Source organism: Halomonas sp. G11 (genome assembly GCF_001663515.1).
Taxonomy (GTDB): Bacteria; Pseudomonadota; Gammaproteobacteria; order Pseudomonadales; family Halomonadaceae; genus Vreelandella.
Window position 1 is genome coordinate 101,515 of record NZ_LYXG01000034.1, and the last position, 16,558, is coordinate 118,072.

13 protein-coding genes and 1 tRNA gene are annotated in these 16,558 nt (G+C 59.4%); 7 read left to right on the plus strand and 7 right to left on the minus strand.

Going from position 1 to position 16,558, the window contains the following annotated elements; all coding sequences use genetic code 11:
- Window positions 1–11 precede the first annotated feature (11 nt).
- A complete protein-coding gene (locus ADS46_RS13460; protein WP_066320902.1) occupies window positions 12–1,067 on the plus strand; it encodes a substrate-binding domain-containing protein in 1,056 nt (351 codons plus the stop codon).
- Window positions 1,068–1,136: 69 nt separating this feature from the next.
- Here the strand turns inward: ADS46_RS13460 and ADS46_RS13465 are convergent, their stop codons facing one another.
- Genes ADS46_RS13465 through ADS46_RS13475 form a run of 3 tightly spaced genes read right to left on the minus strand, consistent with a single transcriptional unit; the run spans window position 1,137 to window position 5,284 of the window.
- Window positions 1,137–3,128: an aconitate hydratase gene (locus tag ADS46_RS13465; RefSeq protein WP_066320903.1), complete on the minus strand. Its 1,992-nt coding sequence runs from the start codon at window positions 3,126–3,128 to the stop codon at window positions 1,137–1,139.
- 26 nt (window positions 3,129–3,154) lie between these two features.
- Complete coding sequence (locus tag ADS46_RS13470) at window positions 3,155–4,072, minus strand: hydroxymethylglutaryl-CoA lyase (RefSeq protein ID WP_066320904.1); 918 nt, start codon at window positions 4,070–4,072, stop codon at window positions 3,155–3,157.
- Window positions 4,073–4,087: 15 nt separating this feature from the next.
- Window positions 4,088–5,284, minus strand: coding sequence for a CaiB/BaiF CoA transferase family protein (locus ADS46_RS13475; protein WP_066320905.1), 1,197 nt, complete (start codon window positions 5,282–5,284; stop codon window positions 4,088–4,090).
- A gap of 175 nt (window positions 5,285–5,459) precedes the next feature.
- Here ADS46_RS13475 and ADS46_RS13480 point away from each other — a divergent pair, with 175 nt between their 5' ends.
- From ADS46_RS13480 to ADS46_RS13500, 5 genes are all read left to right on the plus strand, one after another.
- Window positions 5,460–6,374 carry a LysR family transcriptional regulator gene (locus ADS46_RS13480; RefSeq protein WP_066320908.1) on the plus strand — a complete coding sequence of 305 codons (915 nt, stop codon included), beginning with the start codon at window positions 5,460–5,462 and terminating at the stop codon, window positions 6,372–6,374.
- A gap of 111 nt (window positions 6,375–6,485) precedes the next feature.
- A complete protein-coding gene (locus tag ADS46_RS13485; RefSeq protein ID WP_066320909.1) occupies window positions 6,486–7,382 on the plus strand; it encodes a LysR family transcriptional regulator in 897 nt (298 codons plus the stop codon).
- A 229-nt stretch (window positions 7,383–7,611) separates the two neighbouring features.
- The gene (locus ADS46_RS13490; protein WP_066320911.1) at window positions 7,612–8,589 is read left to right on the plus strand and encodes a TAXI family TRAP transporter solute-binding subunit; all 978 of its coding nucleotides are present in this window, start codon (window positions 7,612–7,614) and stop codon (window positions 8,587–8,589) included.
- Window positions 8,590–8,689: 100 nt separating this feature from the next.
- The gene (locus ADS46_RS13495; RefSeq protein WP_066320913.1) at window positions 8,690–10,651 is read left to right on the plus strand and encodes a TRAP transporter permease; all 1,962 of its coding nucleotides are present in this window, start codon (window positions 8,690–8,692) and stop codon (window positions 10,649–10,651) included.
- Window positions 10,648–11,601 (plus strand): D-2-hydroxyacid dehydrogenase family protein, encoded by a 954-nt coding sequence (locus ADS46_RS13500; protein ID WP_066320915.1) that lies wholly within the window; start codon window positions 10,648–10,650, stop codon window positions 11,599–11,601. The genes ADS46_RS13495 and ADS46_RS13500 overlap by 4 nt, the downstream gene beginning before the upstream one ends.
- 22 nt (window positions 11,602–11,623) lie before the next feature.
- On the opposite strand, the gene ADS46_RS13505 is transcribed toward ADS46_RS13500, so the two are convergent.
- The 3 genes from ADS46_RS13505 to ADS46_RS13515 are packed head-to-tail and all read right to left on the minus strand — an operon-like array spanning window position 11,624 to window position 14,397.
- Window positions 11,624–12,883, minus strand: coding sequence for a TRAP transporter large permease (locus ADS46_RS13505; protein WP_066320916.1), 1,260 nt, complete (start codon window positions 12,881–12,883; stop codon window positions 11,624–11,626).
- A complete protein-coding gene (locus ADS46_RS13510) occupies window positions 12,880–13,404 on the minus strand; it encodes a TRAP transporter small permease (protein WP_066320917.1) in 525 nt (174 codons plus the stop codon). The genes ADS46_RS13505 and ADS46_RS13510 overlap by 4 nt, the downstream gene beginning before the upstream one ends.
- Window positions 13,405–14,397, minus strand: a complete 993-nt coding sequence (locus tag ADS46_RS13515; RefSeq protein ID WP_066320918.1) for a TRAP transporter substrate-binding protein — start codon at window positions 14,395–14,397, stop codon at window positions 13,405–13,407.
- A 141-nt stretch (window positions 14,398–14,538) separates the two neighbouring features.
- Between ADS46_RS13515 and ADS46_RS13520 the strand changes: the two genes are divergently transcribed.
- Window positions 14,539–14,615 (plus strand) — tRNA-Arg (locus tag ADS46_RS13520).
- A gap of 270 nt (window positions 14,616–14,885) precedes the next feature.
- On the opposite strand, the gene ADS46_RS13525 is transcribed toward ADS46_RS13520, so the two are convergent.
- Complete coding sequence (locus tag ADS46_RS13525; protein ID WP_066320919.1) at window positions 14,886–16,460, minus strand: transposase; 1,575 nt, start codon at window positions 16,458–16,460, stop codon at window positions 14,886–14,888.
- Window positions 16,461–16,558: the final 98 nt, after the last annotated feature.

The window sequence follows — 16,558 nt, forward strand, 5'->3', positions numbered from 1 at the left end:
ATAGTGTGCCTATGAAACGGATCAAGGTAACGCCCTCCTGGTGCTTTAGTGATGAAGAGGGGCACCGTCTCGATCCCCACCTTCTGCGCTTGCTGGGGGCAGTGCATCGTCATGGCAAGTTGACCCATGCCGCCGAAGAGGCGGGTATTTCCTATCGCCACGCGTGGAATTTACTGCGCCAGGGCGGGGAGTTTTTTGGTGTCACTTTGGTAGAAATGGCGCGTGGACGCGGGGCGCGGCTATCGCCGCTGGGTGAGAAGCTGCTGTGGGCCGAGCAGCGCGCCACCGCTCGGTTAAGCCCGCAGCTCGATAGCCTGAGCTCAGAGCTGAACCTTGCCATTCAGCAGCACCAGGAAGGCGTGCACCCGGTACTGCGCCTCCACGCCAGCCACGGTTTTGCGATAGAGCTGCTGCCGCAGCATCTTGGTGAACTGCAGCTTTACCTGCAGTACTGCAGCTCGATGGAAGCGCTTGCAGCCCTGAACCAAGACCGCTGTGATCTGGCGGGCTGCCACCTGCCCAGGGGAGCTGTGGGGGAAAAGGCACGGCGCAAATATCGCCGCCTGCTCAAGCCCCGCTATCATCGGCTGATAGGATTTATCGCCCGCCAGCAGGGACTAATGGTGGCGCCGGGTAACCCGTTGGGCATTGATGGTGTTGCCGCACTGGCCGACAGGCCGGTGACCTTTATCAACCGTCAGGCGTCGTCGGGAACCCGGGAACTGCTGGACAGCCTGCTGGCCGAGGCCGGTATTTCAGCCGCCAACGTCAATGGTTACGGGGTTGAGGAGTACACCCACTCGGCGGTCGCGGCCTATGTGGCGGCGGGTATGGCAGATGCAGGCTTTGGTGTCGAGGCCGCCGCGCAGCGGTTTGGGCTTGATTTTGTGCCGCTGGCCACGGAAGACTACTTGCTGGCCTGCCATCATCGTTCCCTGAAAGAGCCTAAATTTGACGACTTTTTGCAGGTGCTGCGCAGCGCTTCCTTCCAGGAAGCGGTGCAGTGTCTGCCAGGCTATAGCCCCAGCCAGTGTGGCGGCGTGATCGAGATCGGCAGCTTTTTATAAGGGTGTACTGGTTGATCATGGGCCTGTCACTGGACAAACCCTTTTCGATGGTTATCTGCCGGGCGGTGGCTAGCCGCTGGTCGACGTCGCTTGTTGAGCATTGCGCTCACGCAGGTGATTAATGACACCGCCTTGCGCAATCAACGTTTTCTGGCGCTCCGTCAGCCCGTGGTGCAAGGTCATTGTCCCCTTGCCGGGAATCTCGGCGATCAGGTCATCGCCTTTGGCGAGTTGGTTGTAAAGGTCCTTGATCACAATGATGTCTCCCTGACTCAAACGCCCGCTATCTTCGGGCTGGCAAAAAGTGAGCGGTAAGGCGCCAAAACAAATCAGGTTCTGCCAATGAATGCGGGCAAAACTCTTGGCGATCACCACCTGCAAGCCCAGGTATCGGGGCACCAGCGCGGCATTCTCGCGACTTGACCCTTGGCCGTAGTTAACACCGCCGACGATCACATGACCGCCCTGGGTGCGGGTGGTGTCAGCGCGGGTCGCATAGGTGTCATCGACGGCTTCAAACGTGAAAGGAGCCGACGCATAGATGCTGCTCCAGTAAGGCAGCACCCGCTGCCCGGCGGGCATGATGTCATCGGTTGAAATGTTGTCGCCGACGACCAGCAATACGGGCACTTCCAGCGTATCGGGGAGGGGGCTCAACGCCGGTAATGCCGGTGTGTTGTCGGTTTTTTGCAGGGGCTTGAGGCGGGCTTCTTCAACAGGCAGCGGCGCGTTAAACAGCGCGCGGTTAATGACTATCTTGTCCGGCTCGGTAATGCGCGGATACGCCATGGAAAGCGTTCGTGGGTCGGTAATGACCCCGGCCAGTGCCGAGGCCGCCGCCGTTTCCGGGCTGCATAGAAAAACGCTGTCTTCCCGTGTGCCCGAGCGCCCCGGAAAATTACGCGGTACCGTGCGCAGGCTGTTGAGCCCCACGGCTGGGGCCTGGCCCATGCCGATACAGCCGTTGCAACCTGCCTGATGGAGTCGCGCGCCACTGGCAACGAGATCAGCCAGATAACCCTGCTGAATCAGCGTGGTGAGCACCTGGCGGGAAGACGGGTTGATGTCCAGGGAGACGCCGTCGGCCACCTGGCGGTCGCGGACGATTTCCGCCACCACCGCAAAATCACGATAGCCCGGATTACCTGAAGAGCCGATATAGGCCTGATGGAGTGGCTGGCCTGCCGCTTCGCGGACGGTGACGACCTTATCCGGGCTGGAAGGCAACGCGATCATGGGTTCGAGGGTCGCGAGGTCCAGATGATCGTTGAGTTCATAGCGACAGCCGGGCTCCGCGGCCAGTGGCTGCCAGTCACTCTCCCGTCCACGAGCCGCCAGAAAGCGACGGGTTTCTTCGTCGCTGGGGAAGACCGTGGCCGTCGCGCCCATTTCAGTGCCCATGTTCGCCAATACATGGCGGTCCATAGCGGAAAGGTGGGCAAGCCCGGGGCCGTAATATTCGATCATCGTGTTCTTGCCACCGGCAACGCCGTGTCGGCGTAACAGTTCGAGAACGATGTCCTTGGCGGACACCCAGTCGGGGAGTTGGCCTTCCAGCTTAATGCCCCAGATCTTGGGCATGGTGATATACAGCGGCTCCCCCGCCATGGCCATGGCGACTTCAATACCGCCTGCGCCGATGGCCAGCATACCCAGCGCCCCTGCCGCCGTGGTATGGCTGTCGCAGCCGACGATCGACTGACCGGGCACGCCGAAGTTTTCCATATGCACCGGGTGGCTGATGCCATTGCCGGGCCCCGAGTACCACACGCCGAAACGCTCGCAGGCACTTTTCAGAAACAGATAGGTTTCCGCGTTCAGGTTGTCCGCTTGTACCAGGCCGTGGTCGATATACTGCACGCTGGGCTGGGTGTGGACGCGGTCCAGGCCCATGGCTTCGAGTTCCAGCATGACCAGTGTGCCCAGCACGTCCTGAAGCAACGCCTGGTTGATATCTAGAGCGATTTCACTGCCCGGGATCATCTCGCCGCTGACGAGATGGCGCTGGATTAACTGCTGGGAAAGGTTCAAGGGTTGGGCGGATGTCACGGACTGAGTCATTGTTATTTACCATCGGTGGGGTTGCGTTACGCCTGGGCAGGCAGAGGATGGCGACGATCGGCGCTGCCTGCTTTGCCTACCTGCCCAGGGGTGTCGTGGCCGATCAAGTCGGGGAGAGTGGCAGAGGCCTCGAGCAGTGCGGGCAGGTTGACGCCCGTGTTGACGCCCATCTGCTCAAACATGTGTACCAGGTCTTCCGTGCACACATTGCCCGTGGCGCCGGGGGCAAAGGGGCAGCCGCCAAGCCCTCCCAGCGAGGCATCGAAGCGGGTAATGCCGACCTGCCAGGCGGCCAGCGCGTTGGCAAGGCCCATGCCCCGGGTATTATGAAAATGCAGCGTAAACGGTACGCCAGGGAAGTGTTTCAGTACCTGAGCACACAGTGCGCTCACCTGAACCGGATTGGCAACACCGGTGGTATCGCAGAGCGTGACACCCTCTACGCCCAGCGCCAGCTGTTGTTCGATGAGGTCGAATACCCGCGCTTCAGGCACATTGCCTTCAAACGGGCAACCAAAGGCCGTCGACAGCGAGGCGTTGATAAACACGCCGCTGCCCCTGACGGTATTGATGATGTTGGCAAACTGCTGGAGTGACGCGTCGGGCGTCATGCGCAGGTTGGCCCGGCCGTGGGCATCGCTTGCCGACATCACCAGGTTGATCTCGTCGACACCGCAGGCAAGCGCACGCTCGGCACCTTTCAGGTTAGGGACCAGCACGGTTACGTCGACCCCTTGACGACGTTGAATGGCGCTGACGACCTCGGCGGCATCACGCAGGTTAGGAATCGCCTTGGGCGACACGAAGGAGGTGGCCTCGATGCGCGCAATGCCGGTGGCGGTCAAGGCATCAATCAACGCCACCTTCTGGTCGGTGGGTATAAAACGCGATTCGCTCTGAAAGCCATCCCGGGGAGCGACTTCATTGATTTGTAGCGTCTCCATCCTGCCCTCTCAAGGTTAGATAATGCCTGCATGGCGCAGTTTTTCACGGGTTTCGGTGTCGATGCCCAACTCATCAAGCACTTCATCGGTATGGGCACCCAGCGGCGGGCCACCTTGCCCAAGCCTACCGGGCGTGGCGCTCAATTTGGGCAGGACGCCCGGCACCTTGAGCGGACGGCCGTCGGCACGCGTCACGGTCTGGATCATTTCGCGGGCCAGGTAGTGGGGGTCGCTGGCGATATCCGCTGCGGTATAGGGGTAGCCTGCGGGGACCCGGGCCTCCTCCAGGAGGCGCAGTATCTCGTCACGCTCCCGGGTCTGGGTCCAGGCCTCGATAGCGGCATCGATTTCCTGGGCATGTTGGGAACGGCCATCGTTATGCGCCATGGCAGGGTGCTGCGCTAGGTCGTCGCGGCCGATGACCTGCATAAGACGCTTGAAGATGCTGTCGCCGTTGCCTGCGATGAGCACATAGTCACCCTGCTGGGTACGGTAAGCGTTCGAGGGCGTGATGCCAGGCAGTGCGCTACCACTGGGTTCGCGCACATGGCCGGTGGCATCGTATTCGGGCAGCAGGCTTTCCATCATGGCAAAGACGGACTCGTAGAGCGCGACGTCAATTTCCTGCCCCAGGCCGCTACGCTGTCGCTCCTGAAGGGCAAGCAGCGTGCCTATCACGGCGTATAGCGCGGATAACGAATCGCCGATGCTGACGCCGACCCGTACCGAGGGTTCATCTGGCTGGCCGGTCAGGTAGCGCAACCCGCCCATCGCCTCGCCGATGACCCCGAACCCTGGCTTGTTACGGTAAGGGCCGGTCTGGCCGAAGCCGGAAACGCGCACCATGATCAACCTGGGGTTATGCGCGGCCAAGTCTTCATAGCCAAGCCCCCAGCCCTCTAGCGTGCCGGGGCGGAAGTTTTCAACGATGACATCCGCCTCTGTCGCCAGGCGGCGCACCATGTCCTGGCCCTCTTCAGTGCGCAGGTCGAGGGTCACCGAGCGCTTGGTACGGCTTTGCACATGCCACCAAAGCGAGGTGCCTTCTTCGAGAATCCGCCATTTGCGAAGGGGGTCGCCAGTGCCGGGGGGCTCGATCTTGATCACGTCAGCGCCGAATTCGCCGAGAAGTTTGGTGGCAAAGGGGCCTGCAATTAGCTGGCCAAGCTCTACGACTTTAAGCCCATCGAGGGGAAGCTGGCGGGTGGTCATAATATAAGCTCCTGATAACCCTGTTCATGCAGCTTTTGTCAGTTTGTTTACCCACCAGCATCGGCGAGCTGGCGCGTGAGAACAATTAAGCAATCAGGAACTAGGTGTTCGTCATGGACGAAGCCTAAGATGGCGAAGGACGTTCTTTTACCCCAATAGCAGGGCGGTCAGCGCGATGCAGCGATTTGATTTTGTCACCTTGAAACTGTTTGTCGCCATTGCCGATGAGGGGCGGCTCACCGCCGCCGCTGAGCGTGAGCACCTTGCCGTGGCCGCGGTCAGCAAGCGCGTCAGCGACCTGGAGGCGCTGGTGGGCACCGAACTCTTGTATCGCCGCCCCCGGGGGGTTGAGCTCACCCCGGCAGGCCGGGCGTTTTTACACCATGCCCGACGCATTCTCGAAGACGTGGCGCGAATGCAGGCCGAGCTGAGCGAATATGGCGAAGGGGTGCGCGGTCATGTGCGGATACATTCCAACACCTCGGCGATCATCGCCTTTCTTCCCCAGGATTTAAGTGCCTTCGCCCTGACCTACCCCCAGATCAAGATCGACCTGCAGGAACGTACCAGCAGTGAAGCGATTACCGCCGTGCGCGATGGCGTGGCCGATATCGGCATTTTTGCCAGCCATGTGGCGGCGGATGAGCTGGAGGTAATGCCCTATCGGCGCGATCAACTGGTGCTGGTGACCCCGCAGGATCATCCGCTGGCTGTTCATCGGGAGCTGCATTTGCATCAGGCTGCTGAATACGACTTTGTGGGCTTGCAGCAGGACACCTCGCTGCAGTCGCTGCTGCATGAGCAGGCCAGCCAGGCGGGAAGAACCCTGCGCATGCGAATCCAGGTACGCAGCTTCGATGCGATTTGCCGCATGATTCATTACGGCATGGGCGTTGGTGTATTGCCCCAGCAGACGCTGTATCGCGATTTGAAAGATTTAAAGTTATGCATGATCCCCTTGGCCGACGAGTGGGCCAAGCGCGAGCTGGTGGTGGGAATGCGCCATTACGCTACTCTGCCACTGGTGGCCCGTCATCTGGTCGACCACCTGTTAGCGCCCCATACCCCGAACAGCCTCTATAGTATTTAAGCACATGAGTATTAACCGCATGAGCAAAGCGCTAACGTGCATGAACATCACAACACAGGAGAAGGGCATGCGCTCCGCCTTGATCAAGCGCCCCGTGGCGCGACAACTGCCATGAAACTCGACCCGACCTCACTCAGGCTGTTCGTGCGCGTGGCTGAAACGGGCACCATCAGCGGCGCTGCCGATGCTTCGTTCATGGCGACCTCGGCCGTCAGCAAGCGGCTTAGCGAGCTGGAAGCCTACTTCAACACGCCACTGCTCAAGCGCAACAACCGGGGCATCGTGCTGACGCCCGCCGGGAGTGCACTGCTGAATCTATCCCGGGGCGTGCTGCATAATCTGGAAGACCTCGATCTGCAGATGCGCGACTATGCCAGTGGTCAGCGCGGCATGGTGCGGGTGTTCGCCAACATGTCAGCGATTACCCAGTACCTGCCCAATGAAATGCGCGTTTTTTTCGAGCAGCACCCGGATATTGGCGTGCAGTTGGAAGAGAAAGTAAGCCCCGTCATTACCCGCGAAGTCATGAACAACAATGCAGATATCGGGGTGTGCGCCCAACTGCTGCATGGCTATGACCTCATCGAGTTTCCCTACCACGTTGATGACCTCGTGCTGGTGGTCCCCAAGCAGCATCCGCTTGCCGAGCGGGAGCAGATCGATTTTCGCGAGTGCCTGGACTATCCCCATGTGGGGCTGCATACCGCGAGCGCCATCAACCTGGAAATCATGCGCGCCGCCAGCATGGTCAACAAGACACTGCGCATCCGCATACAGGTGACCAGCTACGACGCGCTATGCCTGATGGTCCAGGAAGGCCTGGGGATCGGCGTATTGCCCCGCGGCGCCATTCGTCAGTACGTCGATGGCCTCAACGTCAAGGTGTTGGCGATTCGGGACAGCTGGGCACGGCGTCGGCTGAGTATCTACGTGAAAGATTTAGACAAGCTCTCCATGGCCGCCCGGGTGTTGGTCGACCATTTGGTGAATGCCGCCGAGGTGCGTTGATTGGTGGCTCGCCAAGTCAGACGGCGTGCGCCTTCCTTGTCCAGCTTTCGCGTTTGGAGAAGGCAGGTTCATCAATCACCAATATACAGCCACCCACCTTTAGCGCTATCACTCTAGCAACCATCAAGCGATGTTCCCCTGCTTGGTGAGTTTTCGGGAGGGGCGCGACCTTGGCCTCCCACAGCACACAACAGCACAACATGCTTCCCGACGCTGAGAGGAAATAACAATGACTGCAATAAAACTACGCCACCTACTACCCGCTTCCCTGTTGGTCGCCGGTGCGCTGACGACCGGCACTGTTCAGGCACAGACCGCGCTTAACATGGGCGCCGTGCCCACCGGTACCGGCTGGTTCTTTGGTATCTCGGAAGGGGCGCGCGTGATAAGCGCCAATTCAGATTACGAAATTACCGTACGTGAAACGGGCGGCACCCGCGAAAACGCCATTCGACTGAATAACGGCGAGCTTGACCTGGCGTTCACCGAAGCCCTGGTGGGGTATGAGCTCTATAACGGCGTCGGCCGTTTCGAGGACACGCCCAATCCGGATGTGCGGCTCGTTTACTGGATTGCGCCGTCCACCATGCACTGGGCAGTTCGCCAGGATAGCGATATCGAAACCTTTGAAGACCTGAACGGCGAACGCTTCAACCCCAGCAGCATTGGTGGGGGCGGTGAGTACATTACCGAGCAGGTATTCGACATCCTCAATATCGAGCCGGACTTCCAGCGCATGCGGGTGAACGATGCGGCGGAAGGCGTGACCGATGGTCGCCTGGTCGGCTTTAGCTACAACGGTGTGCCGCCGATCCCGCTGTTTACCGAGGTGCATTCCTCACGCCCGCTACAGCTGCTGTCGCTGACGGACGAACAGGTGGACACGGTGATTGAAGAGTTGCCCTTCCTGTCGCCTGCCATTGTACCGGCGGATACCTATACCGGGATGAGCGAAGCCCAGTCGCTGGGGATCTACATGGGCGTGGCGGCAAGCACCGAGCTTGACGCCGATACGGTGTACGAACTGACCAAAGCGTACTGGGAAAACCACGACGAAGTGGCGGCTTCTTTCAAGCCAGCGGCAAGCGTTGAGCCACAGACCGTGGTAGATACCGCCACCTTCCCGCTGCATGCCGGGGCGCTGCGCTATTACCAGGAGTTGGGTCTGGACATTCCGGAAGACATCATTCCGCCTGAAGCTCAGTAAGTACACTCTTGAGCCCCCGCCGGTATCCCGGTGGGGGCGTTAGCTATCAGTCTGACGCGTTGCTCGACCGCCTTGGGGCGGGCGGCGCGGGAGTTCCCCCATGGATACCGCTAAGAATCCCAATGTTGTTGAAAAGTATCAGGAGGATTCGGGCAAGCGACAGCTCTCGGGCTTCTGGTTTGTGGTGGTGCGCACAGCCGCCGTTGCGATGGCGATCTTCCACCTCTACACGGCCGTTACCGGGCCGGTGAATACGCAAAACGCCGTTCACCTGCTGTTTGCAATGCCGCTGATTTTTCTGGCCTACCATTGCCGGGTACGGGATGCCCAGAAGATCCCCTGGTTTGATCTTGTCCCGATTGTCATGAGCGTCGTGATCAGCGGTTACTACGTTTATCACTTCGACCGCATCATTTATCAACTTGGCTATTTAACGCCTACCGCGCTGGACCTGGTACTGGGCGTGAGTGCGATATTGCTGCTTCTGGAAGCCTGTCGCCGCGCCATCGGCCTAGCCTTCCCGATCCTGGTGCTGATCGCCCTGGCGTATGCGGCCTTTGGGCAACACCTGCCCGGCGTGTGGGGCCACGGCGGTTTTCGCTGGGACGACCTGGTGGCGACCTTCTACCTCGGCCCCACTGGCATCTTTGGCAGCCTGATGCGCACCTCCTCCACGGTGATTGTCATCTTCATCATGTTTGGAGCGCTGCTGGTCACGACCGGCGGCGGCGATACGTTCATGCGGCTTTCCACCGCCGCGACCGGCGGAATGGCAGGCGGGCCCGCCAAAGCGGCTACCTTGTGTAGTGCCATGTTTGGCAGTATCAGCGGTAGCACGGCGGCCAACGTGGCCACCACCGGGGTGTTCACCATTCCGCTGATGAAGAAAAGCGGCTATAGCCCGCGTTTTGCCGCGGCGACTGAAGCGTCGGCATCGACCGGCGGACAGATTCTGCCGCCCATCATGGGCGCGGCTGCGTTCGTCATGGCCGATGTGATATCAACCAGCTACCTGGACATTATCAGTGCTGCCCTGATACCGGCGCTGCTTTTTTACCTGGCTATCTGGATGAGCGTGCATTTTGAAGCCAAGCGCCTAGGGCTGGACCCGATTCCCAAAGACCAGCGGCCAAGCTTGCGCGAAGGGTTTTTCAACGTAGAAACCTTACTGCTGCCGCTGATCGTGCTGATTACCATGCTGATACTGCGCTATACACCGACAACCGCCGCGGTGGCAGCGTACTTCACGGCGATGGTGCTGTATCTGGTATCGCCACGCAGTCAGGGAACGCTATGGGAGCGGGTAAAATCCCTGCCGGCGGCCCTCGAAGCCGGGGCGATGACGGCGGCCATGATTGCCGTCATTATCGGCAGTGTCGCGCTGATTGCCGCGGTGATCAGCCTGACGGGGCTGGGGCTCAAGGTGTCCTCGCTGATCGTCATGGTGAGCGGTGGTGATGTGCTAATCACGCTTTTGCTGGCGATGGTGGTGGCCATTATTCTGGGGATGGGCCTGCCCACGGTCGCCGCTTATATGCTGGCGGCATCGGTGGTCGCGGCGGCCTTTATCGAAGCGGGGCTGCCAAGTCTTTCGGCACACCTGTTTATCCTTTATTTCGCGATTCTTTCAGGCGTGACGCCGCCTGTCGCGCTGGCGGCTTATATCGGTGGCGCGATTGCCGGTTCGCACTGGTTCCGTACGGCACTGACGGCCACCAAGATTTCGCTGGGCGGCTTCCTGATTCCCTTCATGTTCATTTATCACCCGCCGCTTCTGGGCCAAGGCACGAAGCTGGAAATTGGCATGGCAGTGGCATCCGGGGTGCTGGGTATTATTGCCCTGGCGGCATCGACCATCGGCTATTTTGCGCGCCCATGTTCCTGGTTAGAACGTGGACTGCTGCTGTTCGCCGCCCTGATGCTGATCAATGGGCAAGCCATCACCGATGTCGCCGGGATTGCCGTTATAGCAGGTATCTTCGCGTGGCAGCGTTTTGCGACCCATACGCCTAAAGGCGCTACCCCGCTAGCTTCTGAACCTTCCAAGGAAACGCACTCATGAAGGTAGTGATCCCCGACGATTATCAGGATTGCGTACGCACGCTGGATGCCTTTGCCAAGCTGGCAGGCCACCAGGTCACCGTCTATAACGACACGGTGACCGATGAAGACCAGTTGGTGGCGCGCTTTCAAGACGCCGAGGCCCTGGTGTTGATTCGCGAGCGCACACCGATAACGGCGTCGTTGCTGGCGCGGTTACCCAAGCTCAAGGTGATCAGCCAGACTGGCGGTGGGGCGGCTCATGTGGATATGGCGGCCTGCCGCCAGCACGGCGTGACCGTGCTGGCGGGCACCGGTTCGCCCTATGCGGCTGCCGAGTTGACCTGGGGGCTGGTGCTGGCGGCGATGCGGCATATCCCCGACGAGGTGAATAATCTCAAGGCCGGGCGCTGGCAGCGGACGCTGGGTACCGGCTTGAAAGGCCGCACGCTGGGTATTTTTGGCTACGGCAAGATTGGCCAGCTGGTGGCGCGTTACGGCCAGGCGTTTGAAATGGACGTGCTGGTGTGGGGTCGGGAGACGACCCGTGAACGAGCCGCGGCCGCAGGGCTTGAGGTGGCGGATTCCCAGGCGGATTTCTTCGCGCGCAGCGATGTGCTCAGCCTTCACCTGCGCCTAAACCCGGAAACCCGCGGTATCGTCACCGCCGAAAACCTCGCCAGCATGAAGCCCACGGCGCTGCTGGTGAATACCAGTCGCGCCCCGCTGGTGGAAGACGGCGCGCTGGAAGCCGCGCTCAACGCCGGGCGGCCGGGCATGGCCGCCGTGGATGTGTTCGATGACGAACCGGTGCGGGCGCACCCGTTGCTGGAACTGGCGAACGTCGTGGCAACGCCGCACCTGGGCTATGTCGAGAAAGACAGCTATGAGCTCTATTTTGGCGATGCGTTCGACAACGTCGTGGCTTTTGACACAGGCCAGCCGGTGCGTGATCTGGCCGCAGGGGAATAACGATTCCCCTGCATTTATCAACTCACCCCGACCAGCCAAGCCACATCGGCACGTAAACCACCAATAGCAGTACGCCGATCAACCCCAGTAGATATGGCACGATAGCCTGGGTGATGCGCTCCAGCGGCAGTTGCGTCACCGAGGAAGCCACATAGAGGTTGATGGCCACCGGCGGGGTAATCATGCCGATGGACAGCCCCACCACGATAATCAGGCCAAAGTGGATCGGGTCGATGCCCAACTTCAGCGCAAGCGGCAGCAGCACGGGGGTCAGAATGATCAACGCGCTGGCGGTTTCGATAAACACCCCGGTGAGCAGAATCACCGCCACAATTAACAGCATGATCACGTACGGGTCGGTGGACAGCGACAGCACCGACTGTGCAATCGCGCCGGGTACCTGCCAGCTGGACAGCGTCCAGCTGAGCACCGCCGACATGGCAATCACCAGCATGATCACCGACGTGGTCATCGCCGAGCGAATCAGCAGTTGGTACACATTGCGGATCGTTAAATCGCGATACACAAACAACGACACCATAATGGCGTAGTTGACCGCTACCACGGCGGCCTCGGACGGCGTGAAAATGCCCGAGAAGATGCCGCCAAGGATAATCACCGGCGTCATCAGCCCCCAACTGGCGTCTTTGAAAGTACGCAGAATCACCGGCCACGACAGCGGCGTGCCTTTGGGGTACTGCCGCCGATAAGCCTGGGTAATGGCGATTGCCATCAGCCCCAGGCCCATTGCCAGGCCCGGCAGAAAGCCGTTCAAGAACAGCTTGGAGACCGACTGCTGGGCGATGACCGCGTAGATGATCATCGGCACCGACGGCGGAATCACCACGCCGATGGTGCCGCTGGCGGCGATCAAGCTGGCGGCGGAGGCGGGGTCGTAACCCTTGCGCTTGAGCTCCGGCACCAGGCTCGAACCCACGGCGGCGGTGGTGGCCGCCCCCGAGCCGGAAATGGCGGCAAAGAACATCCCTGCCATGATCGAGACGAGCGACAGCCCGCCGCGCATGAAGCCCACCAATGAATCGGCAAAGCTCACCAGCTTTTCGCTGACCTTACCCTGGGCCATTAAATCCCCGGCCAGAATAAACATCGGGATTGCCACCAGGGCGAAGGAGTTAATCCCCTGGAACATCTGCTGGGGCACCACCATCAGCGGCACGCCCGCCTGATAAAGCGCAAACAGCGTGCTGGCGCCAATTGCAAAGGCGATGGGCACGTTGAGCAGCATCAAGGCAAAAAACAGCCCGAACAGGAGCATCGTCATGACGGTGTCTCCCTTGGCTCGTGGGTATCACCGGTGACGACCAGTTCGACGGCATCGACCAGGGCGTACCAGGCCATCACGGCGGCGCAGAAGGGCACCACGGCGTAGACATAAGACATCGACACGCGCAGCGCCGCCGATTTCTGGAAACTCTGTACCTGCATGTATTCCACGCTAATCACCGCCAGGGCAATCAGAAACGCCACCACCACCAATGTGGCCAGCAACCGCGCCAACTGTCGCAGCCGAGCAGGCAGGGCATCGACGGCAAAGGTGACCGCGATATGTCGGCCGCGCTGGAAGGCCAGGGTGCCCGCAAGAAACGTCAGCCACACCAGCAGAAAGCGGGCGACTTCTTCGGTCCACTCCACGGCGGTGAACAGTACGCGGGAAATGATTTGTAACGTGATAACGCCAATCAGGGCCGCCATGGCCATAAACACCACGGGCTGGATGATGGCATCCAGCCCGTGCTCAACACGGCGCAGCCCCGCGATCAGCGCGCGGGCGCGTTGGGTCACTTATTCCAATGCCTCCCGAATGCGCGGTAGATAGTCACCAAACTGCTCGGCGTATTCGTCATATACCGGCTGCACGGCTTTCTGGAAGGCCTCGATATCCGGCGAGTCATTGATTTCCATACCGGCCTCGCGCAGCTCGGCGAGCTGTTCGGCTTCCATCTCGGCATTGACCTGGCGTTCATGCTCGGCCGCTTCCTGAGCAGCTTCCTCCAGGATCACCTGCGCGTCTTCGGGGAGCTGGTTCCACGCGGAAGACCCCATGACAAAAATCGCCGGCGCGTAGGTGTGCCGGGATAGGGTCATGTAGTTCTGGGTTTCGTCCAGATTGAACGAGTGGATCACGTTGACCGGGTTTTCCTGACCGTCGATGGTGCCCTGCTGCATGGCCGTCAGGGCTTCGGTCCAGGCCATGGGAATGGCGTTGGCACCGAGGGCGCGGAACGTATCGGTGTATACCGGGTTTTCCATCACGCGAATGCGCAGGCCATCGATATCTTCCGGCGCGTTGACCGGGCGTTCGCTATTGGTCAGGTTGCGGAAGCCACGCTCGGCGTAGGCAAGGCCCTTCAGGTTGACCTCGGAGAGCTTGTCCAGCAGCTCCTGACCGATGGGGCCATCGAGGACTTCGTAGGCGGCTTCCGGTGAGGGAAACAGGAACGGCAGTTCAAACACCGCCATTTCCTCGACAAAGTTGGCCACCGGCCCGTTGGTGATCACGCCCATATCCACGGTGCCGATCTGCATGCCTTCCAGCAGCGTGCGCTCGTCACCCAGCGAGGCGTTGGGGTAAATCTCGATATCCACCTTGCCGTCGGTGCGCTCTTCAACAAGCTCTTCAAACTTGGTGGCGGCGATATGGAAGCCATCCTGCTCGTTCACCACATGCGCCAGGCGCAGGGTAACGGGGTCCATATCCTCAACGGAGGCGTTAGCGGCACTCACCAGCGCCAGTGAGATGCCAAGTGCCAGCGTGCTACGTGCAAATGTTTTCATTTATTGTGTTCCCGGTTCTTTAGGTTCAGAGATGCCCGTTAAGGATGCACCAAGGAACTGAAAAGGGTCAATTGACTTAAGCGGCTAAGCGCTCCCGCGGCTGGACACAGCCCGCCCGCGCGGGTAGGATACGCCCCCTAAGCGCCCGTAGCTCAGTTGGATAGAGTATCGGCCTCCGAAGCCGAGGGTCGCAGGTTCGAATCCTGCCGGGCGCGCCAAATTGTGAAAAAAGGGCCTGCGAGAGATCGCAGGCCCTTTTTTGTTTGTTGGTTTGGCTGTTATCGGCCAAGAGCGGTCTTTGAGGTAGCGCTGATATAACGAGGCTGTAGAAAAACACGTTTTCGAGTTGTTTCCACCGCCTGTTGTCCTTATTCATTTACCCAGCCGGTCATCTGGCTGAGTAATCTTAATATCGGCATTTACCCACTTGAGCGCCCAGCTAAAGCTTGTTGAAGACGGCCTTTTGCTCTTACCCCGCTCTAAACCCTTCATGACGCGGCCATGTGGCCGTAATTCGCCAACTTCTCAATATTGTGCACCATACAGTAGAGCTTCCACTGACCTTGCACCTTCTTCTTGCCCCGCAGGCTGAAGCGGCTCAGCCTCTTCGTCGTGCCAATATTACCGAACACCGGTTCTACTACCGACATGCGGTGGCTGTAAATTTCTTTACCCTTGGGGCTATCGACTCGGTGCTTCATCCAGTCGGTATAATTGGGCAACCGGTTGTTCTCGATAATAAAAGACACTTGTCGACCAGCACCGTTGCGATGGTCGGCAGAGCTCGGATTTTGCATGCATCGGTATTTCTTTGGGCAATGCCGACATTGCAGCAAACGTCCTTCGAAGTGTACCCGGATCTTGCCATTGTCGGCTTCCCGCTGCCCTCGATAAGTCAATTTTTCGCCGGTTGGGCAGATACACGTTAGCTTTACAGGATCAAACTGGAACGCGCTCGCTGGCGTCGTCTCTCGCCACCCTTTGTCCGGTAGGTCCTGGTGGCGCTTGCCGTATTTGTCTTTCTGGTCGGCGAACTTCGGATCTCGACTTCGGAACTGGTTATCGGGGATGTAGCCATTGATCTTCCGTTCGTGCAGGTACTTCATATTGACTTCATTAGCGAAGCCGGTATCCGCGGTCACGACGGTGCCTTTCTGGTAAATATTCTCCGCAATACCCAGCTTCTTAAAGCGCGCTTCAACGGTTTCCAATACTGGCTGCAAGGTGTGGTGTTCTTGGCCTTCGCCAAAGGCCTGAGCGTCAATAATGATTTGGTGTTTTTTGTCCACTGTGGCGACACCGTTATAGCCCTGAATCGTGCCTTTACTGGTGGTCATCTTGGCACTTTCGTTATCGGTGAGGTTGCTCTTCACTTCCTTGATCCGCTTCCCCCGGCCCATCCTTGGGCTGTTCGTCTTTAGGAAACGATCCACTTTGTTCATGGCATCATCTAACGAGAGGATCATCTTAGCCCGGCGAATATCCCGGTCCAGGTCGGCTTCCGTTTCGGCTTCGTCACGCGCGTGGTGCTCCAGTAGGTGATGCCGAATCAGACCTCTCAATTTGTCGCGCTTCTCGCCCAGTTCTTTGAACGTGCCAGACCACTCTTTAGAGGCATCGGATGACATCTTACAGCCGTCAATGGCAAAGAGCTCGTTACCCAGCAAGCCTTGTTCATGGCACACCAGCAGCACTTGTTCGAACAGCGCTTCAATCTCGTCAGCATGGCGACTGACGAAGCTCGCCAGCGTGGTGAAGTGGGGCACGGTATCGCAGGAAAGGGCTTTGAAAATAATATTGGTCTCGCAACACCACTGCATCTCGCGACTGGAGGTGATGCCTTTTGAGTAGGCAAACAGGATGATCTTCAACAGGATGGCCGGATCGTAGGCCAACCGACCAGTCGCATCGTTGCGGTACTTGGGATGGAAAACGGATAAGTCGAGCTTGTGCTCGATCAGGTAGTGCACAGCGTGTTCAAAGGTGCCGGGCTGGAGTTGATCCTGGTAGTTGATCACCACCATGGCGTTCTGGTCGTAGTTATAAGACTTGAAGCGCGGCATGCTGACCACTCCTCGTCTGTTTCCTCGATCCTACCAAAACATAGCCGTCAGCGAGGTTTTTCTACAGCCTCAACGCCGGCGTAACGGGCCGATTTGTG

What these genes read in the sequence shown, in the direction of transcription:
- ADS46_RS13525 (WP_066320919.1), bottom strand. Translation starts at nt 16,460, where the DNA reads ATGCCGCGCTTCAAGTCTTATAACTACGACCAGAACGCCATGGTGGTG.
- ADS46_RS13505 (WP_066320916.1), bottom strand. Translation starts at nt 12,883, where the DNA reads ATGACGATGCTCCTGTTCGGGCTGTTTTTTGCCTTGATGCTGCTCAAC.
- ADS46_RS13490 (WP_066320911.1), top strand. Translation starts at nt 7,612, where the DNA reads ATGACTGCAATAAAACTACGCCACCTACTACCCGCTTCCCTGTTGGTC.
- ADS46_RS13470 (WP_066320904.1), bottom strand. Translation starts at nt 4,072, where the DNA reads ATGGAGACGCTACAAATCAATGAAGTCGCTCCCCGGGATGGCTTTCAG.
- ADS46_RS13460 (WP_066320902.1), top strand. Translation starts at nt 12, where the DNA reads ATGAAACGGATCAAGGTAACGCCCTCCTGGTGCTTTAGTGATGAAGAG.
- ADS46_RS13485 (WP_066320909.1), top strand. Translation starts at nt 6,486, where the DNA reads ATGAAACTCGACCCGACCTCACTCAGGCTGTTCGTGCGCGTGGCTGAA.
- ADS46_RS13515 (WP_066320918.1), bottom strand. Translation starts at nt 14,397, where the DNA reads ATGAAAACATTTGCACGTAGCACGCTGGCACTTGGCATCTCACTGGCG.
- ADS46_RS13475 (WP_066320905.1), bottom strand. Translation starts at nt 5,284, where the DNA reads ATGACCACCCGCCAGCTTCCCCTCGATGGGCTTAAAGTCGTAGAGCTT.
- ADS46_RS13480 (WP_066320908.1), top strand. Translation starts at nt 5,460, where the DNA reads ATGCAGCGATTTGATTTTGTCACCTTGAAACTGTTTGTCGCCATTGCC.
- ADS46_RS13500 (WP_066320915.1), top strand. Translation starts at nt 10,648, where the DNA reads ATGAAGGTAGTGATCCCCGACGATTATCAGGATTGCGTACGCACGCTG.
- ADS46_RS13465 (WP_066320903.1), bottom strand. Translation starts at nt 3,128, where the DNA reads ATGACTCAGTCCGTGACATCCGCCCAACCCTTGAACCTTTCCCAGCAG.
- ADS46_RS13495 (WP_066320913.1), top strand. Translation starts at nt 8,690, where the DNA reads ATGGATACCGCTAAGAATCCCAATGTTGTTGAAAAGTATCAGGAGGAT.